Genomic DNA, 20,087 nt, shown 5'->3' with positions numbered 1-20,087 from the left:
CAGTCGGTCTGCGTGCGCCTCAGCGCCGGGCCGTCGACCTGCGCCGGGGGCGCTCTTCCTGTCCGGGCTCCTCTTCCTCGTCCTCCTCGTCTTCCTCTTCGTACTCGTCGTCGTAGCCGTCCTCTTCTTCGTCCTCCGCGTCGCGGTCGCGGTCGTCCTCCTCTTCGTCTTCCTCTTCGTCCTCGTAGGGCTCTTCTTCCTCGTCGTACGGCTCTTCTTCCTCGTCCTCCTCGTCCCCGTACCGGGTCTCCTCGTCGCCCTGCTCGCCGGACTGCTCGTCCTCCTCGTCCGTGGGGCGGCCTTCGTGGATCCGGCCGCGCCAGGCGCCTGTCGCCTCGCCGCGCATCATCAGGAAGGCGCGGTAGCGCTTGAGGTCCAACCGGATGCGGCGTCCCTGGGAACGGAACAGGCGTCCGGTCTTCTCGATGAACCCCTTGGGGGAGTACTCGATGACGAGCAGGACCCTGGTCAGGTTCTCGTCGAGCTCATGGAAGGTGACCACGCCCCGCGTGGTGCCCTTGTCGCCCTCGGAGGTCCACGCGATCTTCTCGTCGGGGACCTGCTCGGTGATCTTCGCACGCCAACTGCGCTGCGCCTTGGCGACCTTGACGCGCCATTCGGTCGCCGTGTCGTCCTGCTGCTCGACCGAGACGACGCCCTTGGCGAACCTGCCGAACTCCTCGAACTGGGTCCACTGGTTGTACGCCTCGCGAACCGGGACGCCCACGTCGATGTCCTCGATAATCGTCAGCACCTTGGGTGCTGCGGCCTTTCCGTTGCCCCCGCCGCCCCCGTCGTCGCCACCCTTGCCGCCCAGGGACTTCACGGCCTTCGTGGTGGCGTCCTTGACCCGGGAGGCTCCGAACTGCAGCGCCATCTTGCCCGGTGAGGCGCCCTCGCCCAGCTTGCGGCCCACCGCGGAGAAGAGGTCGCCGCCGGAGCCGGGCTGCGCGAGCCGGTTCGCGGCCCGGCCGAGACGGTCGCCGACATCGGTGACCGCGTGCTCCGCCCGGGCTTCCAGGTAGTGCTCCAGCTCCTCCCACAGCCGACTCGTGGCGGGGTTCCCCTGCACCTGTTCGCGCACCCGGTCCAGGGCCCCGGTCGGCGCCTTGCGGTCAGTCATCGTCCGACCTCCTGCTGCGGCTGCCGGAGGCCGCGCCCGAGGAGCGCGAGCCGCTGGTCTGCGTCTTGGCACGGCGCGTCCGGTCGGCGGCCTTTCGGGTGGCGGGGGCGGCCTTGCGAGCGGTCTGGGTCGTGCTGCGCCGTGCCGACTTGCGCGCCGGGGCGCGGGATTCGGCCTCTTCCTTCTGGCCGTCCCTCTGTCCGTCGCCCTCGTCCCGCCCGTCGCCCCTGGCGCGCTCGTCCCGCTCGTCCCTCTCGTCCAGGTTCTTGTCACTCCGGTCGCCCTGCTCGTCCTCGTGCTCGTCCTCCGCCTCGCCGCCGCCGCGGCCCTCGCGCAGGTCGAGGGTCCGCTCGTGGAGCGCGTCGGCCAGGCTGTTGGCCTTGGCCGTCAGCACGGAGTTGGCCGCCTCGCGGCCCGCGCTGAGCAGTTCTCCGCGCAACTGGTCGTTGACGCTGCCCAGCAGAGGCGACCCGGCCAGAGCGCCGGCGAGGTCCTTCGGCTTGAGCTTGGCCCCGGCCAGCAGCGCACCCAGGCCCAGGGCGAGCCTGGCCTTCTTCTTGCGACCGAGCATGTAGCCGCCGAGCACGGCCGCGCCGATCTTGGCCTTCGTCATCATGTCGTGTTCATCTCCTGTCCGTGCGGGGCGTCTCAGAGGCCGCCCTGCATGCCTCCTTGTCGCAACTGGTAGAGCCGGATCTCCTCGAGCCGCGCCAGGAGTTCCTCCTCCTGGCGGTCGAACTCGTCCGCCTCGATGCGGCCTTCGTCGCGGGCACGCTCCAGGTCGGCCAGTCGCGCCTGCACGGGCTCGGGGTCGTAGTACTCCCGCTCGGCCTGCTGGACGACCTTGTCGAGCACCCAGACCACCCCCCTGACCGGGGAGAGCGGAAGCGTCAGCAGCTGAACCACGAGTCCCATCACGCCTCCTGATCAAGCGTCAGCGGCTGCCGGCCGTCAGACGAAGCTGTAGGGCGGCAGCGGGCCCAGGACCCGGAGTTCGGCGCGGTTCTGGAGGCGATCGCCCAGTTCCCGCCCCGTCTCACCGAACTCGTCGGCCTTGCCGCGCTCCACCAGGAACGAGGCGTTGAGCGCGTACTGGGACGACGGCGGCGAGATCCGCTCGGAGCCCGCCAGCGGCCGCAGCGCCGAGGCGATCTCCTCGGCCAGGGCGTCCTGCCTGCGCTGGACCTCCTCGGCGAGCATCTGCCCGAAGGCCACCCGCTGGTCGGGGGAGCCGCCGCCTTCCCGGGTGGCCTCGTTGAGGGAGCGCAACTCGTCCGAACCGGAGATGATCTCGCGCAGCATCGCCTCCTCGTCGGCGGTCGCCTTGACGTTGAACTCCACCTGGTCCGCGAGCTCGTCCATCCGCTGGGAGAACTCGGCGCCCCGCTCCTCCAGGATGGCCTGCACCGCGTTCTCGTCCTCGGCCACGAAGCCGAAGCTCAGGGGCAGGGTGGCGCCCTCCTCCCAGAGCCGCTCCTGGACCTCGTGGTGCGCCTCCAGGTCGCGGCGCCTGGCCTTGAGGTCATCGGGCAGGCCGCTGACGACGGCGCAGAGCGAGTCGGCGCGCACCGCCCGCAGTTCGGTGGGCGGGTCACCCACCCCGTGGAGCCGGTCGAGGTGCAGCGGGTGGGAGGTCCGGGTGATGGCGTACACGTACAGAGACATCCGTCAGTCCTCCCTGCGGCGCGAGGAGCGGCGACGTGCGGGCTCCTCCTGCTCGTCCGCGTCCTTGTCGCGGGCCTTGTGGAAGGAGTCGCTGAAGGCCTCGACCGCCCCGGTCAGCGCGCCCTTGCTCTTGCCCTCCGCCCCGTGTTCGAGGGTCTCCCCGACCACGTCGGTGAGCTGGGTCGGCGCCTTGCGCCCGCTCTCCAGGTCCAGCCGGTTCGCCGCCTCGGCGAAGCGGAGGTAGGTGTCGACGCTGGCCACCACGACCCGCGCGTCGATCTTCGCTATCTCGATTCCCACCAGCGAGACCCTGACGAACGCGTCGATGACCAGTCCTCGGTCGAGGACGAGTTCCAACACGTCGTACAGGTTCCCGGTCCCGCCGGTCTGGGCGGGAACACCGGCTCCGCCCTGTGGTGCCACGGTCACGGCCCTATTTCCTTCCGTACGTTTGCTCAGCCCTGCTCGGCCGGTCGCTGGCGGTCGAGTTGGGCACGCGAGTACCGGCGGTCCCGCTGGTAGGCGAGCAGCTCGCCCTGGGGGTCGAGAATCACCTCGTAGCTGGCCATCACGCTCGAGGTCTCCGGGACCCGCTCCACTTCGACGACCTCGACATGGGCCTCCCAGCCCTGCTCGGTCGGCTTCAGTCCGGAGACCGACTCCGGCGCTTTGCCGAGAAGTTCTGACAGCTGCTCGGCTGCGCGCCGCATGGCCTGCGGGGCCGACAGGCGTCGGGGCGGGGCGGACCGCTTGCGCTGCCCGGTCGATTCGCCCGACCTGTCTGACTGCCTTGGCTTGTCGCGCTCGACCGTCGGACTCACCTTCTTACTGGAATCGTCACGAATGACTCGTTTTGGGCGGTTACCCGGCAACTGTGGTCATAACCTCCCGCCCGTGAGGCCACGGCGGTGCCGCCCGATCGGTTCGTGCGCGTAGCGTGGCGGAGTCGGGCCGTGGGCGAACTGGGCCTTGCTGTCGGGGAGTTGCCGGTTCGTGCGACCCGGGTGGACCGGCGGTCGGCTTTGCCGGTCCGGCAAGCTTCCTTGCCGAGGGGTGCGGCTCCGCGCAGGATGGCGCCATGGACGAGCGCACGCAGCAGCATCCCGACCACCCGCACCCCCACGGCCCCCGCCATGCCGAGCACGGCCACGAGCACGACCACGCCCCGGTCACGGCGGCCCCGGCGGAGTACTGGGACGACCGCTACCGGTCACGCGACCGGATCTGGAGCGGCAGACCGAACCCGGCCCTGGTCCGGGTCGTCGGCGGCCTCCCGGTCGGACGCGCGCTCGAACTCGGGTGCGGTGAGGGCGCCGACGCGGTCTGGCTGGCGGCCCAGGGCTGGCAGGTGGTCGCCGTGGACGTGTCCCAGGTGGCGCTCGACCGCGCGGCCGGCCACGCCGCGGACGAGGGGGTGGCCGACCGGATCGAGTGGCAGCGCCATGATCTCGGCGTCAGCTTCCCCGAGGGCAGCTACGACCTGGTGACCTCCCAGTTCCTGCACTCCCAGGCAGAGTTGCCGCGCGAGCGGATCCTGCGCCGGGCGGCCGAGGCGGTGGCGCCGGGCGGCCTGCTGCTGATCGCCGGCCACGCCGGCTTCCCCGAGGGCGTCGACGGCCCCCCGGTGCACCTTCCGAGCACGGCGGAGGTGCGGGCCCAGCTTCGGCTCTCGGAGGCGGAGTGGAAGGTGCTGCTGGAGGAGGACTACCTCCACGAGGTCACCGACCACGACGGCCACACCTTCACCCGGACCGACAACGTGCTGGCGGTGCGCCGGATCGGCTGACGAGTCGTCGAGCCGCCGCTTCCGTGACGGCGGCGGCGGCGGAGGCGGCTGCGGGGTCTGCGGCGCTTGCGCGGGCGCGTCGTGCGCGGGACGCGTGGGCGGTCGGAACCTACGATCGGCCCATGGCATCCATCGAACTGCTGGAGCGCGCCCTCGCCCAGACCGAACACCTGGTGGCGGCGGTGCGGCCGGAGCAGGGGGACGACCCGACGCCCTGCCGCTCCTGGGAGGTCGGCCGGCTGATCAGCCATCTGGTGTACGACCTCGGCGAGTTCACCGCCCGCGCGTCGGGCCGGGACCCGGACTGGAGCGGCGGCTTCCCGGACGTCCTCCCGGAGGACTGGTCGCCCGCGTTCCGCTCCGGCGCGGACCTGCTGTTGCACGCCTGGCGGGCGGGCGGCTCTGGTCTGGACGAGGAGCGGCAGCGGTTCACGCTGAGCCAGCAGGCCGCGGAACTCGCGGTCCACGACTGGGACTTGGCGCGTGCGACGGCCCAGCCGACGGCCTCCCTGGACCCGGAGCTCGCCACGGCGTCCTTGGCCTGGGCGCAGGCCGCGCTGCAGCCCCGCTTCCGCGGCCCGGAAGCCGAGGGCAAGGTCTTCGGCACGGAAGTGCCCCTCTCCGTGGACGCCCCGATCCAGGACCGCCTGGCAGCCTTCTTCGGCCGGGACCCCGCTTGGACGGCTGCGGCGGCCAGCTGACGCCCTGTGGGTCCCGGGGCGGGACCGGGGGCGGGGTCACAGGTGCAAGTGGGCGTTGAGGCGGGCGGCTTGGTGGGTGAGGTGGGTGCGTTCGGGGAGGTTGGGGGCCTGGCGGGCGGCTTGGGCGTAGAGGTGGGCGGCCGCGGCCAGGTCCCCGGCGCGTTCGTGGAGGTAGGCGGCGACCGCCGTGTGCCGGGGGACGGACGGGTCCACCGCCGCAAGTGCGGCGAGACCCGCGCGGGGGCCGTCGGCCTCGCCCACGGCGACCGCGCGGTTGAGGCGGACGACGGGGCTGTCCGTCAGCCGGACCAGCTCGTCGTACCACTCCACGATCTGGACCCAGTCCGTCTCCGCCGCCGAGGGCGCGTCGGCGTGGAGCGCCGCGATCGCGGCCTGGGCCTGGAACTCGCCCAGGCGGTCGCGGGCCAGGGCTGCCTGGAGGATCGCGACGCCCTCCGCGATCGCCGCGGTGTCCCAGCGGCGGCGGTCCTGCTCGGCCAGCGGCACCAGGCTCCCGTCGGGCGCGGTCCGGGCCGCGCGGCGGGCGTGGTGCAGCAGCATCAGCGCCAGCAGGCCGGCCACTTCGGGGTGGTCGACCGCCGCGGCCAGCTGCCGGGTCAGCCGGATGGCCTCGGCGGAGAGGTCCACGTCGCCGGAGTAGCCCTCGTTGAACACGAGGTAGAGCACGCGAAGCACCGTGGCCACGTCCCCGGGCCGGTCGAGGCGGACGCCGGCGACGGTGCGCTTGGCCCTGCTGATGCGCTGCGCCATGGTCGCCTCGGGCACCAGGTACGCCTGGGCGATCTGGCGGGTCGTCAGACCGCCGACGGCGCGCAGGGTCAGCGCGACCGCGGACGCCGGCGTCAACGACGGGTGCGCGCACAGGAAGTAGAGCTGCAGCGTGTCGTCCGTCCCCGGGACCGGCCCGGGGGCCGGCTGCTCGTCCAGCAGGTCCTCGCGCCTGCGGCGGGCGGTGTCCGCGCGGGTCGCGTCGAGGAACTTGCGCCAGGCGACGGTGACCAGCCAGCCCCTGGGATCCCGCGGCGGGTCGGCGGGCCAGACGCGGAGCGCCTCGACCAGNCCTGCACGGCGTCCTCGGCCGCCGCGAAGTCGGCTCCGAGGCGGACGAGGACGGCGCGGACGCCGGGGATCAGGCTCCGCAGCAGTGCCTCGTCCATCGGCGGGGTCAGTCCGTGACGGCGGGCGGGGCGGCCAGGAAGGGACGCAGTTCGAGCCACTCGTGAATCGGCTCGCCGCCCGCACCCGGTGCGGCCGACAGCTCGCCGGCGAGCTCGACGGCCCGCTCGTAGCTGTCCACGTCGATCACCATCCAGCCCGCGATGAGGTCCTTGGTCTCCGCGAACGGCCCGTCGGTGACCGGCGGGCGGCCCTCGCCGTCGTAACGGACGAAGGCTCCCTCGGGGGCGAGGGCCTGCGCGTCCACGAACTCGCCGGTCGCCTCCAGCCGAGCCGCGAAGTCCCGCATGTACTGCATGTGGGCCGTGATCTCCTGCGGCGTCCACTTCTCCATGGGGACGTCGTTCACCGGGGCCGGGGCGCCGCGGTAGTGCTTGAGCAGCAGGTACTTGGCCATCGTGGTTCTCCTCGGTGCTCGTGCGACCCATTGTGGCCGCCTTCGTACCGGGGACGGAGCCGCTCGCGCGTTCTCGACATCGTCCGGGGGATTTTCTTCCGGGACGTCACTCCCGGCCCAGCGCCAGCCGGATGATGCGCCGCCAGTCGACGGGGACGGAGGTGACCGCGGCGCCGGGGCGGTGGCGCGGGACGCGGACGCGGAGCACGCGCGGGAGGAGCGAGCAGCTGACGGGGGTGGGGAGGGTGAGCGCCTCGCCGTCGACGGCGACCGGGATCTCCGGCCGGTCGGCCTCGACCACGACCTGATGCGCCGTCACCGAGGTGATGCTGCGCGCCTGCAGGCCCAGCACCGCGATCTCCGCGGCCTGGGCGGCGCCCTCGACGCGGATGCCCAGGACGCCGAGGACGCCCAGGTCCAGCCGGGGGCGGCGGCCGCCGCCGAGGGGGTCGGCGAAGGTGTAGGGGTTGTTGCTGACCAGCACCGCCTGGGGCGCGGTCAGCCGGATGTCGTCCGCCTGCGCCTCCAGGCGGGCGCCGGAGGCACCGAGCAGGCGCTCGGGCAGCTGCTGCAGGATGGTCCGGTTCTTGGCGTCGCGGTACTCGGGGCTCTGCACGATCTCGGCGTAGACGCCGAAGGAGACCGTGTTGACGAAGGGCCGGCCGGCCACCCGGCCCAGGTCCACGCGGACCTCGACGCCGTCGGTCAGCGCGTCGAGGCTGCGGGAGGGGTCGGCCCGGTCGAGTCCGAGGTCCATGGCGAAGTGGTTGCGGGTGCCCGCGGGGACGACCAGGAAGGGCAGCCCGCTCTCCGCGGCGACCGCCGCCACCTGCGCCTGGGAGGCGTCGCCGCCGGCGACGCCGAGCAGGTCCGCACCGTCGGCCACGGCCTCGCGGGCGAGGGCCGCGACGTCGTGGTCCACGTCGGGCTCGAGCAGAATGACCTTGGCACCGAGCGCGCGGGCCTTGGCGGCCAGCCCGAAGTCCTCGACCTTGCCGTCGCCCGAGCGGGGGTTCATGATCAGCACCGGCCGTCGCGGGCGCGGTGCCTCGCGCGGGCGTTGCCCGTGCGGCTGCCGCAGTCGGCGGATCGCGGCCCGGCCGCAGGCCAGTGCCAGCGCCCACAGCACGAGCGCGACGAGCACCTCGACGAGGACCCCCGAGCCGACGTAGAACGCGATGACGGCGCCGGGCGCGGCGACGGCGAGCAGCGCGCCCGCCCACCGGGCCGGGCCGTGGTGGGACAGCGCCCACCACCCGCCCATCCCGGACAGGGCGAGCGCGGCCATCCCGGTCACCAGGAACAGCACACTCGCCAGGCCGGCCCCCAGCAGTACCACGGCCACCGCGCCCCCGGCGCAGAGCAGGGCCAGCCGGGCCCAGCTCCGGGCGCGTCTCTGTGCAGACGCCATGTCACCAACGTACCCGGGAAGGCAGTTGACCCATCGTCAGCGCGACCGGCTCAGTCCACCGGCTCAGGCCGACAGCGGGCCACCGGCTCAGTGCCAGCGGCTGAGCGGTCCCCAGCGCTCGTCCTGGCCGGCCACCACCTGCTCCGCCTCCGCGATCACCGCGTCCGACACCCAGGCCACCGGCTCCACGTCGCCGAGCAGCGCCTCGTTGTCGGGGCCGTGACCCGCCACCCGTCCGCGCAGCACCCACGGGCGCACGTCGGGTCCCTTCTCGTGGCGCAGGTGGCTGTAGTCGTGCAGGCGGCGGGCCACCCACAGGCCCACCGGGCGGTCGCCCCACCAGTCCTCCACGGCAAGGGGGTTGGCGGACAGGCCGGGCATCGGCGCGCCCGTCAGCTCGTCCGTGCTGGACGGGCCGCGACGCAGGTCCGCCTCCGGTCCGCGGGACCAGCGGACGTACAAGCGCTCCGGCAGACCCTGCTGACGGTCCAGCAGTTCGGCCAGGGCGTCGAGGCTGTCCAGGGTCGGCAGGCGCTCGGCGGGCATCCGGGCGGCCCTCAGTCGCGCACGGTGACCCGCACCGTGGCCAGGTCCGGGTCGGCGGCGTCGGGGACCACCATGCCCGCGGCGACACCGCTGCGCAGGTACTCCAGGACCGGTGCGGTCAGGCGCTCGCCGGGCACGGCGACGGGGATGCCGGGCGGGTAGGGGGTGAGCATCTCGGCGGCGATCCGGCCCTCGGCCTTGTCGAGGGGCACCTCCTCGCGCGCGGCGAAGAAGGCGTCCCGGGGGAGCAGCACCTGCTCCAGGCGCAGGTCCTCCGGGTCCGGGACGGCGACCTTCGCGGGCGGGCGCAGCGAGTCGGCGTGGGCGGACAGGTCGGTGAGGGCGTCCAGCAGCGTCCGGGCGGTGGTCGAGTCGTCGGCGTGGGACAGCTGGGCGCTGATCCGGCGGTGGTCGCTGACGTGCAGGTCCACCTGGTGGCGGTCGCGCAGCCAGTCGGCGGCGGCGTAGCCGCAGACGCCGAGGCCGGACAGGTCGATGACGAGTTGCAGCGGGTCCAGGTCGAAGGCCCGGCCGGGTGCGCAGAAGTCCTCGCGGCCGTGGACGTGCATGCCGTCGAGCGCCTCGATGTCGGCGCGCAGGCCCCGGGCCAGGTCGAGGGCGTGGTCGTAGAGCGCCTGCCCGTGCTGGACCATCTGCCGGCGCCAGCCGTCCAGGGCGGCGTAGACGAGGACCGAGGGGCTGGTGGTGCCGAGCAGGTCCTCGCGCTGCTTGAGGGCGATGGGGTCGATCCGGTCGCCCTGGAGGTGGAAGACCGAAGTCTGCTCCAGACCGGACCCCATCTTGTGGACGGAGGTGACGCAGACGTCCGCTCCGGCGTCCATGGCCCAGGTGGGCAGGTCGCGGTGGAAGGGGAGATGCGCGCCCCAGGCCTCGTCGACGATCAGCGGGATGCCGGCGGCGTGGCACTCGGACGCGACGGCGACGAGGTCGGCGCAGGTCCCGTAGGGCGTCGGCGAGGTGACCAACGCGCCCTTGGCGTCCGGGTGTTCGGCGATCCGGTCGGCGTAGCGGTCGGCGCCCGGCGGGTGGGCCAGGTGGAGTTCGGGGTCCCACTGCGGGTCGACCCAGATCGGCTCGATACCGCTGAGGATCAGCCCGGAGACCACGGACTTGTGCGCGTCGCGGCCCACGATCAGCTTCTCGTGCGGGCCGGCGGCGGAGAGCATGACCGACTTGACGGACAGGGAGCTGCCGCAGGTGGAGAAGAAGGCGTGGTCCGCGCCCACGGCGTCGGCCATCAGCTCCTGGGCCAGCTCCAGGTAGCCGTTGGAGGAGGTGCGGTCGTCGAGGCCGGAGACGGCGAGCAGGTCGGAACGGAAGACGTCCGGACCCATGATCTCCAGCACTCGGGGATCGACACCCCGCCCCTGCCGGTGCCCCGGCGGGGTGAACGCCGTCCGGCTGTTGCGCCGGTGGTTCGCGAGGGCTTCCAGGACGGGCGCGCGTGAGTGATCCATGTGCGGCGGCTGCCCGGCCGCGGCGGTCGGAAACCCCCTGGCCGGGATGGTCGGGACGAGGCCGATCGGGCGCGGGCGCGGGGGCGGTGCGGGTACGAAGCCTTTCCCGGGGCGCGCGCGGCAGCCCAAGTCCGGGGCCTCCCCGCATAGTTCGCGGTCGGCCGGAGCGGGCTGCCGAATCGCTCAGTGTGCTGAGTGGTTTGCCCGAATAAGTCCGGGTAGCCGCCGGTCACCCCGAACGGCACCACGACCCCGGAGGCCGAGATGAGTCAGGCCCTTGACAGCGCCGCGGGCGCCCTGGTCACCGGCGGCGCGGGCTTTCTCGGCTCGCACCTGTGCACCGCCCTGCTGGAACGGGGGCATCCCGTCGTCTGCGTCGACGACTTCAGCACCGGCAGACCGGAGAACGTCGCCCACCTGGTCGGCCACCCCCGGTTCCGGCTGGTGCGCGCCGACGTGACCGACGCCCACGCGCTGCGGATACCCCGGCTGGCGGGTCTCGGCGCGGTGCTGCACCTGGCCTCCCCGGCCTCACCGCTGGACTACCTGCGGCTGCCGCTGCACACGCTGGAGACCGGCAGCCTGGGCACCCGCAACGCGCTCGGGCTCGCCCGCGAGCACGGCGCCCGTTTCCTCTACACCTCCACCTCCGAGGTCTACGGCGACCCCCGGCAGCATCCGCAGAACGAGCGCTACTGGGGCAACGTCAACCCGGTCGGACCGCGCAGCGTCTACGACGAGGCCAAGCGCTTCTCCGAGGCGCTGGTCACCGCGGAGGCCGCCGTGCACGGCACCGACACCGCCATCGTCCGCCTCTTCAACAGCTACGGGCCGCGGATGCGCGGCCACGACGGCCGGGCGGTGCCCACCTTCATCCGGCAGGCGCTGGCCGGTGAGCCGCTCACCGTCACCGGCGACGGGCGGCAGACCCGCTCGCTCACCTACGTCGCCGACACCGTGGCCGGCATCCTCGCGATGCTCGGCTCCGACCTGTCGGGACCGGTCAACCTGGGCAACGACGCCGAGTACTCGATGCTCGAACTCGCCCAGCTGGTGCTGGAGTTGACCGGATCCCGGTCCCGCGTCGAGTTCGTCGAACGGCCGGTGGACGACCCGGCCGTGCGGCGGCCCGACATCACCCTGGCCCGCGGCAAGCTCCAGTGGGAGCCGCAGGTCGACGCCCGCGAGGGCCTGGCCCGGACCATCGCCTGGTTCCGCGACCAGGCCGCCTGACCCGCCCGAACCCACCTCCCGAGAGGACACCCGGATGCGCGTCCTCGGCATCAACGCCCTGTTCCACGACCCCGCCGCCGCGCTCGTCGTCGACGGCCGGACCGTCGCCGCAGCCGAAGAGGAACGCTTCTCCCGCCGCAAGCACGGCAAGCGGCCGGTGCCCTTCTCCGCCTGGGAACTCCCCGAACAGGCGGCCCGCTGGTGCCTGGCCCAGGGCGGGCTCCGCCCGCAGGACCTGGACGCCGTGTGCTACTCCTTCGATCCCGGACTCAGCCGCCCCGCGGCCGAGTTGGGACTCGACGACCCCTGGGACCCGCTGCGCGTGCGCTACGCCGTCGAGGCCCCGGGCTTCCTCGCCGAGGCACTGCCCGGGCTCGACCCGGCGCAGGTCCGCTTCGTCCGCCACCACGTCGCCCACGCCGCCTCCGCGGCCTTCTGCGCGGACGGGGACGACGCCGACCCGTGCTCGGTCCTGGTCCTCGACGGCCGGGGCGAGGCGACCTCGCACCTCGCGGCGCGCCGCGAGGGCGGCAAGCTCGAACCGCTGGCCAGCCAGGAACTGCCGCACTCCCTGGGCCTGCTCTACGAGGAGTTGACGGCCCATCTGGGCTTCCTGCGCTCCTCCGACGAGTACAAGGTGATGGCCCTCGCGTCCTACGGCCGCCCGCGGATGGCGGCCGACCTGCGCCGCCACGTGTACGCCACCGGCGACGGCGGCTTCCGGGCGACCGGCGTGGACTGGAACGCCTACGCCCCGCCGCGGCCGTCCGGCAGCGAGGAGTGGTCCCCGGTCCACGCGGACCTCGCCTGCTCGGCGCAGCGCGTGCTGGAGGAGGTCCTGCTCGACCTCGTCCGCTGGCTGCACGGGCGCACCGGCGACCGGCTGCTGGCCCTCGCCGGCGGCGTCGCGCTCAACTGCGTCGCCAACTCCCGTATCGCCCAGGAGGGTCCGTTCGACCGGGTGTGGGTCCAGCCGGCGGCGGGCGACGCCGGGACCGCGCTCGGCGCGGCGCTGGCCTTCGCCGCTCAGGAGGGCGAGCCGGTCGCCCCGATGCCGGGCGCCGACCTCGGCCGCGAGTGGAGCGAGGCCGAACTGGCCGCCTGGCTGCGCCGGGCGCGCGTCCCGCTCCGGCGGCCGCCGGACGTGGCGGCGGAGGTGGCCGAGGTGCTGGCCCGGGACGGCGTCGTCGGCTGGTTCCAGGGCCGCTCCGAGTACGGGCCGCGCGCCCTCGGACACCGTTCCCTGCTCGCGCACCCCGGCTACGCCGCCAACCTGGAGCGCCTCAACGAGGTCAAGGGCCGCGAGCAGTTCCGGCCCATCGCGCCCATGGTCCTCGCCGACCGGGCGCAGGAGATCTTCGACGGGCCGCTGCCCAGTCCCTACATGCTCTTCGTCCACGACGTGGCACCCCAGTGGCGGGACCGCATCCCGGCGGTCGTCCATGTGGATGGCACCGCCCGGATCCAGACCGTGGACCCGGCGCGGGAACCGCTGGTGGCCCGGATGCTGCAGGAGTTCGAGCGGCGCACCGGACTGCCCGTCGTCGTCAACACCAGCTTCAACACGGCCGGTCGGCCGATCGTCGACGACCCCAGGGACGCGCTGGAGTGCTTCGGCTCCTCGCCCGTGGACCTGCTCGCCATCGGCCCGTTCACCGTGAACCGGGCCGACCTGTTCGGAGGCGCGGAATGAGCGGAGCGAGCGGAACGAGCGGATACGCGGTGGTGGTACCGACGTTGGGGCGGCCGAGCCTCGACGCCTGCCTCGCCGCGCTGGCGGCGGCGGAGGGCCCGCCGCCCGCGCGGGTGGTGCTGGTGGACGACCGCCCGCTGGACGACTGCCACCCGCTGCCGGTGCAGGTGCCCCCGCGGCTCGCGGACCGGGTGGAGACCGTCCCCAGCCTGGCCGGCGGCCCCGCGGTCGCCCGCAACACGGGATGGCGGGCGGTCAAGGAGCCGTGGGTCGTCTTCCTCGACGACGACACCGTCCCCGGCCCGTACTGGGCCCGGGAGTTGACGGCGGACCTGGCCGCCGCCGGGCCGGGCACGGCGGCCGTGCAGGGCGTGATCGACGTGCCGCTCCCGCCGGACCGCAGGCCCACCGACTGGGAGCGCGGCACGGCCGGCCTCGCCCGAGCCGCTTGGATCACCGCCGACCTTGCCTGCCGGAGAGAGGCCCTGGAGTCGGTGGGCGGCTTCGACGAGCGCTTTCCGCGGGCGTTCCGCGAGGACGCGGACCTCGCGCTGCGGCTGATGGACGCGGGGTGGCAGCTGCGGCACGGCCGACGGCACACCACCCATCCCGTCCGCCCGGCCCCCGGCCCGTGGGCGTCCCTGCGGGCCCAACGGGGCAACCAGGACGACGCCCTGATGACCCGTCTGCACGGGCGGGACTGGTGGACCCGAGCGCGGGCACCGAGGGGCCGACTGCCCCGGCACGCGGCCGTGACGGCCGCGGGGGCCGGCGCGATCGTGGCGCTGGCCTGCGGCGGGCGACGCGTCGCCGCCGCCTCCGTGCTGGGATGGGCGCTGGGCACGGGCGAGTTCGCGTGGAAGCGGATCGCGCCGGGCCCGAGGACCGTGGAGGAGATCCGGGCGATGGTGCTCACCAGCCTCGCCATCCCCCCTGCGGCGTGCGCCCATTGGCTGCTCGGGTGGGCCCGCCACCGCACAGCCCGGCCGTGGACGGCCCCGCAAGCCCGCCCCCGTGCCGAGGGCGATGCCGAGGCCGGGGCCGGGGCCGACGCCGACGCAGTCGGCAGGGAGGCGGCCTGACATGCGCTCAACTCCTCTGACTGCGCTGGGTCGTGGCCCTGATCCTGGTCCTGGTCTTGGCCCATGGCTGCTGGGCCCCGGCCGTGGGGCGGGGATGTTCACCGGGGCCGTCCTCTTCGACCGGGACGGAACGCTCGTCGAGGACGTCCCCTACAACGGCGATCCGCGGCTGGTGCGGCTGTGCCCGGGCGCGGCGGAGGCGGTGGCCGCCGTCCGCGCGGCGGGGCTCGCGGTGGGCGTCGTCAGCAACCAGTCCGGCGTGGCGCGCGGGGTGCTGGACCGCGCGGGTGTGCGGGCGGTGGCGGCGGAGGTGGACCGGCTGCTCGGTCCGCTGGACGTCTGGGCGGTGTGCCCGCACGGTCCTGCGGACGGCTGCCCCTGCCGCAAGCCCGCGCCCGGGCTGGTGCTGGCGGCTGCCGCCGCCCTGGGCCTCCCCCCGGCACGCACCGTCGTGATCGGCGACATCGCCTCCGACCTCGCCGCGGGCCGCGCGGCCGGCGCGGCGCTGTCCCTCCTGGTCCCCAACGCGGCCACCTCCCCCGACGAGACGGCCGCCGCCGCCCCCACTCACTCCCTCGCACCCGACCTCCCCACCGCCACGTCCCGCGCCCTCGCGGTCCTGACGCCCCCGCAGCCGACGGCCTCGTTCGAGGCGCTTAGCGCCCCCCGGGCGGAGGCTACGGACAGGTCGGTGAGTGGAACAGGTCCCGGTTCGCCTGGCCCCCCGCCACCGCCCTCGGGCGAGGCGCTTCGCGCCGCCCGGGCTGGGGAGTCGGGCGGCCCTGCGAGTGGAGCTGACGGCGGGTCGGACAGGTCCCGTGTGGCCTCGGGCGAGGCGCTGTGCGCCGCCCTGGCCGGGCCCGCGAGGGTGGATGTGGAATGCGGGGAGGCGGAGCCTGCGGCTGCTGTAGTGCCCTCGGGCGAGGGGCTGCGCGCCGCCCGGGCTGGGGAGTCGGGCGGCCCTGCGAGTGGAGCTGACGGCGGGTCGGACAGGTCCCGTGTGGCCTCGGGCGAGGCGCTTCGCGCCGCCCGGGCTGGGGAGTCGGGCGGCCCTGCGAGTGGAGCTGACGGCGGGTCGGACAGGTCCCGTGTGGCCTCGGGCGAGGCGCTTCGCGCCGCCCGGGCTGGGGAGTCGGGCGGCCCTGCGAGTGGAGCTGACGGCGGGTCGGACAGGTCCCGTGTGGCCTCGGGCGAGGCGCTGCGCGGCGCCCTGGGCGGCCCCGCGAGGGTGGATGCGTCATGCGCGGAGGCGGAGCCTCGGGCCGCTGCGGCTGCTGTGGTGTCCTCGGGCGAGGCGCTTCGCGCCGCCCTGGGCGGGCCCGCGAGGGCGGATGCGCCATGCGCGAAGGCGGAGCCCCGGGCCGCTGCGACTGCTGTGGCGCCCTCGGGCGAGGGGCTGCGCGCCGCCTGGGGGCACCGGGCTGGTGGGCACGGCGCCGAGCGTGGGGTGGCCGGGCAGGGGGCGTGGCGGGGTGAGGGGCGTCAGGAGCGGGTGCTCGTGGTGCGGTTGGACAGTGCGGGGGATGTGCTGCTCGCCGGGCCGGCGGTCAGGGCGGCTGGGGGGCGGGGGGCGCAGGTGGGGCTGCTGTGCGGGCCGCACGGGGAGGCGGCGGCGCGGCTGTTGCCGGGGGTGGAGCGGGTGCACGTGTGGGACGCGCCGTGGGTGGGTTTCGAGCCGCCGGACGTGGCGTCGTCCGAAGTACCGCTCATCATCGATGAGTTGGCGGGCCAGCAGTACGACCGCGCCTTCGTCCTCGTCTCCTTCCACCAGAGCCCGCTCCCCACCGCCCTGCTCCTCCGTCTCGCGGGCATCCCCTGGATCGGCGCGGACAGCGTGGACTACCCAGGCTCGCTGCTGGACCTTCGCCACCAGCGTGCGGACAACTGCCACGAGGCCGAGGCCGCAACGGAGTTGCTCGCCGCGGGCGGGTTCGGGCTGCCGCCGGGGGACGACGGGCGGCTGCAGGTGCGGACCCCGCCCGAGGCCACCGCGCTCACTGGGGCCGCTCCGTACCTCGTCGTGCACCCGGGCGCCGCCGTGCCCGCGCGCGCCGTCGCGCCGAAGGTCGCCGCCGACGCCGTGCACGTGCTGCACCGGGCCGGGTACCGCGTCGTGGTCACCGGCGCCGCCGCCGAGCGGGCGCTCACCGCGGAGGTGTCCGGCTACGGCCGGTACGCCCTCGACCTCGGCGGGCGCACCGACCTCGCCGCGCTCAGCGGCGTCCTCGCCGGGGCCGACGCCGTGGTCGTCGGCAACACCGGGCCCGCGCACCTGGCCGCCGCCGTGGGGACGCCGGTGGTCTCGCTCTTCGCGCCGGTCGTCCCCGCCGAACGCTGGCGGCCCTACCGCGTCCCCACCGAAATCCTGGGCGTGCAGGACGCGCCCTGCGCCGGCAGTCGGGCCCGGCGCTGCCCGGTCCCCGGGCACCCCTGCCTCGACTCGCTCACCGGCGACGACGTGCTCGCCGCCGTCCGGCGCCTGATCGACCCCACCGCGGAGGTGACGGCGTGAACATCCTCCTCTGGCACGTCCACGGCTCGTGGACGACAGCCTTCGTCCAGGGCCCGCACACCTACCTGGTCCCGGTCACCCCCGACCGCGGGCCGGACGGGCGGGGCCGGGCCAGGACCTTCGAGTGGCCCGACCACGTCCACGAGATCGCACCGCACCGGCTGCGGGACGCGCCGATCGACCTGGTGGTGCTGCAACGCCCGCACGAGGAGCGGCTGGTGGAGGAGTGGACCGGCCGACGCCCCGGACGGGACATCCCCGCCGTCTACCTGGAGCACAACGCCCCCGACGGCGCGGTGCCCGACACCCGCCACCCCATGGCCGAGCGCGGCGACCTGACGCTGGTTCACGTCACCCCGTTCAACCGGCTGTTCTGGGACAGTGGCGGAACCCGGACCGAGGTGATCGACCACGGGATCGTCGACCCCGGCCACCACTACACCGGCGAGCTCGAACGCAGCGCCGTCGTCGTCAACGAGCCGGTCCGGCGCGGCCGGACCACCGGCACCGACCTGCTGCCGCTGTTCGCGCAGGCCGCGCCCATCGACGTGTTCGGCATGGGCACCCGCGACCTGTGCACGGCCGTGGGCCTGCCCCAGGAGCGCTGCCTCAGCCACGAGTTGCCGCAGGCGCAGCTGCACCGGCAGATGGCCCGCCGCCGGGTGTACGTGCACCCGGTCCGGTGGACCTCGCTGGGGCTCTCGCTGCTGGAGGCCATGCACCTCGGCATGCCCGTCGTGGCGCTGGCCACCACCGAAGCCGTCACCGCCGTGCCCCCGGGTGCGGGGGTGCTGTCCACCCGGCCCGAGGAACTCGTCGAGGCCGTCCGCCACTACCTGGCCGACCCGGAGGCGGCCCGGAGCGACGGGCTGAACGCCCGTCAGGCCGCTCTGGGCCGCTACGGGTTGAAGCGCTTCCTGGCCGACTGGGAAGCCCTGATCGAGGAGGTCGTCCGCTGATGGCTGCCAACCGTCCGACCCGTCCGACCCGTCCGCTGAGCCTGGCGCTCGTGTCCGAGCACGCCAGCCCACTGGCCGTGCTCGGCGGCGTGGACGCCGGCGGGCAGAACGTGCACGTCGCCGCGCTGGCCGGCGCGCTCGCCGACCGCGGCCACCAGGTAGTCGTCCACACCCGGCGCGACGATCCGCTGCTGCCGGTGGACGTGCCGCTGCGCCCCGGGGTCGTCGTCCGGCACGTGGACGCCGGGCCGCCCGAACCGCTGCCCAAGGACCGGCTGCTGCCCTACATGGCCGAGTTCGGGGCCCGGCTGGCGGCGGACTGGGAGGCGGCACCGCCCGACGCCGTCCACTCGCACTTCTGGATGTCCGGCCTGGCCGCGCTGCTGGGCGCGCACCGGGTGGGCGGCCACCGGATCCCGGTGGTGCACACCTACCATGCGCTGGGCACCGTCAAGCGGCGCCATCAGGGCGCGGCCGACACCAGCCCCCCGCGCCGCGTCGAGATCGAGACCGCCGTCGGGCGGGCCGTCGACCGGATCGTGGCCACCTGCCGCGACGAGGTCGCCGAACTGCGGGCGATGGGCGTGGACGACACCCATGTGCGGATCGTGCCCTGCGGGGTGGACCCGGACCGGTTCCGGCCCGACGGGCCGCGCGAGGCGCGCGGCCCCGGGCACCGCATCCTCGCCGTCGGGCGGCTGGTCCCGCGCAAGGGCACCGACGTCGCCATCCGCGCGCTGGCCGTACTGCCCGACACCGAGCTGCTCGTCGTCGGCGGTCCCCCGGCCGAGGAACTGGCGGGCGACGAGGAGGCACGGCGTCTGCGCGCCGTCGCCGAGCAGGCCGGCGTGGCCGACCGGGTGCGGCTGCTCGGCGGCGTGCCCAGCAGCCGGATGCCGCAACTGCTGCGCAGCGCCGACCTGGTGGTCTGCCCCGCGCAGTACGAGCCCTTCGGCATCGTCCCGCTGGAGGCGATGGCCTGCGGCGTCCCCGTCGTCGCCACGGCGGTCGGCGGGCACCTCGACTCCGTCGCCGAGGGCGTCACCGGCCGACTGGTGCCGCAGGGCGACACCGAACGCTTCGCGGCCGAGGTCGCCGCGTTGCTGCGGCAGCCCGGGTTGCGCCGCGCCTACGGGGCGGCGGGGCGGCGGCGGGTCCTGGACCGCTTCGGCTGGAACCAGGTCGCCGCGGCCACCGAGGCCGTCTACGCCGAACTGCAGCCCTCTGCCGCGGAGTTCGGCCCCTCGGTCGCCCCGGCGGGCGCCCGGTACGCCGACGCCGGGCCGGCGGCTGCCGCGCCGGTCCCCACCACGGTCGAGGAGGCCGCCTGATGCTCCGTCACCTGTCCGACCGCGTGCCCGGCCGCCAGAGCGACCTGCGCCTGGCCGCCGGCCACTGCCGCGCCCTGGAGGACGCCGTCGCCCGGCTGCGGGAGCGGCAGTTGCCACTGCTGACCGCCTGGGGCGAGGCGCTGGCGGGCCTGCTGCCCGCCGGGGGGCGGCTGCTCGCCGCCGGGAACGGCGGCAGCGCCGCCCAGGCCCAGCACCTGACCGCCGAACTCGTCGGCCGCTACGCCGCCGAGCGCCGCGGCTTCTCCGCGCTCGCCCTCCATGCCGAGACCTCCAGCGTCACCGCCATCGGCAACGACTACGGCTACGACGAGGTCTTCGCCCGGCAGGTCGAGGCACACGGGCGGCCCGGCGACGTGCTGGTCGCCCTGTCCACCTCGGGCCGCAGCCCCAACCTGCTGCGGGCGGCCGAGACGGCCCGCGACTGCGGCCTCGGCGTCTGGGCGATGACCGGCCGCCGCCCCAACCCGCTGGCCGCGGTGGCCGACGAGGTCCTCGACATCGACGCCGAACTCACAGCCACCGTGCAGGAGTTGCACCTGCTCGCGCTGCACGTGGTGTGCGAGTGCTTCGACGCCGCCCTGGCCCGCCGCCAGGAGCCCGGGCTCCGGGAGCCGGCATGAGCGCCGGGGGGCCGCTGGTCGTCGTCGGCGACGCGCTGCTCGACCGCGACGTCGACGGCACGGTCTCCCGGCTCGCCCCCGACGCCCCCGCCCCGGTCGTGGACGTCGCGCACGAGGACGCCCGGCCCGGTGGCGCGGGACTGGCCGCCTGGCTGGCCGCGCGCGCGGCGCCGGACCGGGAGACCGTCCTGGTCACCGCCCTCGGGGGCGGACCGGAGGCGGAACTCGTCCGGGCCCGGCTGGCCGAGCGGGTGACCCTGGTCGAGCTGCCGCTCGACGGCTCGCTGCCGGTGAAGACCCGGATCCGCGCCGAGGGCCGCCCGCTGGTCCGC

The 20,087-nt window shown here is 74.8% G+C and carries 19 protein-coding genes and 3 pseudogenes; 11 read left to right on the top strand and 11 right to left on the bottom strand.

Annotated features, from left to right (window positions below; all coding sequences use genetic code 11):
• Window positions 1-19: 19 nt before the first annotated feature.
• Genes ACFP3V_RS12355 through gvpO form a run of 6 tightly spaced genes read right to left on the bottom strand, consistent with a single transcriptional unit; the run spans window position 20 to window position 3,498 of the window.
• A complete protein-coding gene (locus tag ACFP3V_RS12355) occupies window positions 20-1,123 on the bottom strand; it encodes an SRPBCC family protein (RefSeq protein WP_380582983.1) in 1,104 nt (367 codons plus the stop codon).
• Window positions 1,116-1,739 carry an ABC transporter substrate-binding protein gene (locus ACFP3V_RS12350; protein WP_380582981.1) on the bottom strand — a complete coding sequence of 208 codons (624 nt, stop codon included), beginning with the start codon at window positions 1,737-1,739 and terminating at the stop codon, window positions 1,116-1,118. Before ACFP3V_RS12350 ends, ACFP3V_RS12355 begins: the two co-directional genes overlap by 8 nt.
• 32 nt (window positions 1,740-1,771) lie before the next feature.
• Entirely contained in the window at window positions 1,772-2,038 is a 267-nt protein-coding gene (locus tag ACFP3V_RS12345; protein ID WP_380582979.1) for a gas vesicle protein GvpG, read from the bottom strand.
• Window positions 2,039-2,074: 36 nt separating this feature from the next.
• A complete protein-coding gene (locus ACFP3V_RS12340; RefSeq protein ID WP_380582977.1) occupies window positions 2,075-2,788 on the bottom strand; it encodes a GvpL/GvpF family gas vesicle protein in 714 nt (237 codons plus the stop codon).
• A 3-nt stretch (window positions 2,789-2,791) separates the two neighbouring features.
• Complete coding sequence (locus ACFP3V_RS12335) at window positions 2,792-3,217, bottom strand: gas vesicle structural protein GvpA (RefSeq protein ID WP_380582975.1); 426 nt, start codon at window positions 3,215-3,217, stop codon at window positions 2,792-2,794.
• Between the two features lie 26 nt (window positions 3,218-3,243).
• Window positions 3,244-3,498 carry a gas vesicle protein GvpO gene (gene gvpO, locus ACFP3V_RS12330; protein ID WP_380582973.1) on the bottom strand — a complete coding sequence of 85 codons (255 nt, stop codon included), beginning with the start codon at window positions 3,496-3,498 and terminating at the stop codon, window positions 3,244-3,246.
• Between the two features lie 368 nt (window positions 3,499-3,866).
• Between gvpO and ACFP3V_RS12325 the strand changes: the two genes are divergently transcribed.
• Window positions 3,867-4,574, top strand: a complete 708-nt coding sequence (locus tag ACFP3V_RS12325) for a class I SAM-dependent methyltransferase (RefSeq protein WP_380582971.1) — start codon at window positions 3,867-3,869, stop codon at window positions 4,572-4,574.
• A gap of 122 nt (window positions 4,575-4,696) precedes the next feature.
• Complete coding sequence (locus tag ACFP3V_RS12320; protein ID WP_380582969.1) at window positions 4,697-5,275, top strand: TIGR03086 family metal-binding protein; 579 nt, start codon at window positions 4,697-4,699, stop codon at window positions 5,273-5,275.
• Between the two features lie 36 nt (window positions 5,276-5,311).
• Here the strand turns inward: ACFP3V_RS12320 and ACFP3V_RS12315 are convergent.
• From ACFP3V_RS12315 to ACFP3V_RS12295, 5 genes and pseudogenes are all read right to left on the bottom strand, one after another.
• Window positions 5,312-6,453, bottom strand: a pseudogene (locus ACFP3V_RS12315) (RNA polymerase sigma factor).
• 8 nt (window positions 6,454-6,461) lie between these two features.
• The gene (locus ACFP3V_RS12310) at window positions 6,462-6,869 is read right to left on the bottom strand and encodes a YciI family protein (protein WP_380582967.1); all 408 of its coding nucleotides are present in this window, start codon (window positions 6,867-6,869) and stop codon (window positions 6,462-6,464) included.
• A 106-nt stretch (window positions 6,870-6,975) separates the two neighbouring features.
• Entirely contained in the window at window positions 6,976-8,280 is a 1,305-nt protein-coding gene (locus ACFP3V_RS12305) for a diacylglycerol kinase family protein (protein WP_380582965.1), read from the bottom strand.
• A gap of 87 nt (window positions 8,281-8,367) precedes the next feature.
• Complete coding sequence (locus ACFP3V_RS12300; RefSeq protein WP_380582963.1) at window positions 8,368-8,826, bottom strand: DUF6098 family protein; 459 nt, start codon at window positions 8,824-8,826, stop codon at window positions 8,368-8,370.
• An 11-nt stretch (window positions 8,827-8,837) separates the two neighbouring features.
• A complete protein-coding gene (locus ACFP3V_RS12295; RefSeq protein WP_380582961.1) occupies window positions 8,838-10,304 on the bottom strand; it encodes an aminotransferase class I/II-fold pyridoxal phosphate-dependent enzyme in 1,467 nt (488 codons plus the stop codon).
• Between the two features lie 264 nt (window positions 10,305-10,568).
• Here ACFP3V_RS12295 and ACFP3V_RS12290 point away from each other — a divergent pair, with 264 nt between their 5' ends.
• The 9 genes and pseudogenes from ACFP3V_RS12290 to ACFP3V_RS12250 form a co-directional block, all read left to right on the top strand.
• Window positions 10,569-11,537 carry a UDP-glucuronic acid decarboxylase family protein gene (locus ACFP3V_RS12290; RefSeq protein ID WP_380582958.1) on the top strand — a complete coding sequence of 323 codons (969 nt, stop codon included), beginning with the start codon at window positions 10,569-10,571 and terminating at the stop codon, window positions 11,535-11,537.
• A 34-nt stretch (window positions 11,538-11,571) separates the two neighbouring features.
• Window positions 11,572-13,230: a carbamoyltransferase family protein gene (locus ACFP3V_RS12285; protein ID WP_380582956.1), complete on the top strand. Its 1,659-nt coding sequence runs from the start codon at window positions 11,572-11,574 to the stop codon at window positions 13,228-13,230.
• Entirely contained in the window at window positions 13,227-14,312 is a 1,086-nt protein-coding gene (locus tag ACFP3V_RS12280) for a glycosyltransferase family 2 protein (RefSeq protein WP_380582954.1), read from the top strand. The genes ACFP3V_RS12285 and ACFP3V_RS12280 overlap by 4 nt, the downstream gene beginning before the upstream one ends.
• Window positions 14,257-14,844: pseudogene (locus tag ACFP3V_RS12275) on the top strand (HAD-IIIA family hydrolase); the annotation flags it as partial. The gene ACFP3V_RS12280 and the pseudogene ACFP3V_RS12275, both read left to right, overlap by 56 nt.
• Before the next feature lie 966 nt (window positions 14,845-15,810).
• Window positions 15,811-16,824 (top strand): glycosyltransferase family 9 protein, encoded by a 1,014-nt coding sequence (locus ACFP3V_RS12270; RefSeq protein ID WP_380583029.1) that lies wholly within the window; start codon window positions 15,811-15,813, stop codon window positions 16,822-16,824.
• Window positions 16,821-17,783: a glycosyltransferase gene (locus ACFP3V_RS12265; RefSeq protein WP_380582952.1), complete on the top strand. Its 963-nt coding sequence runs from the start codon at window positions 16,821-16,823 to the stop codon at window positions 17,781-17,783. Before ACFP3V_RS12270 ends, ACFP3V_RS12265 begins: the two co-directional genes overlap by 4 nt.
• Window positions 17,783-19,114, top strand: coding sequence for a glycosyltransferase (locus tag ACFP3V_RS12260; protein WP_380582950.1), 1,332 nt, complete (start codon window positions 17,783-17,785; stop codon window positions 19,112-19,114). The genes ACFP3V_RS12265 and ACFP3V_RS12260 overlap by 1 nt, the downstream gene beginning before the upstream one ends.
• A complete protein-coding gene (locus ACFP3V_RS12255) occupies window positions 19,114-19,755 on the top strand; it encodes a D-sedoheptulose-7-phosphate isomerase (protein ID WP_380582948.1) in 642 nt (213 codons plus the stop codon). The genes ACFP3V_RS12260 and ACFP3V_RS12255 overlap by 1 nt, the downstream gene beginning before the upstream one ends.
• Window positions 19,752-20,087 (top strand): annotated as a pseudogene (locus tag ACFP3V_RS12250) (D-beta-D-heptose 1-phosphate adenosyltransferase); the annotation flags it as partial. The gene ACFP3V_RS12255 and the pseudogene ACFP3V_RS12250, both read left to right, overlap by 4 nt.

Source organism: Streptacidiphilus monticola (genome assembly GCF_042658505.1).
In the GTDB taxonomy this organism is placed as follows: domain Bacteria; phylum Actinomycetota; class Actinomycetes; order Streptomycetales; family Streptomycetaceae; genus Streptacidiphilus; species Streptacidiphilus monticola.
Note: the sequence above shows the minus strand (reverse complement) of the source record. Positions and strands in the feature narration are given on the sequence as shown.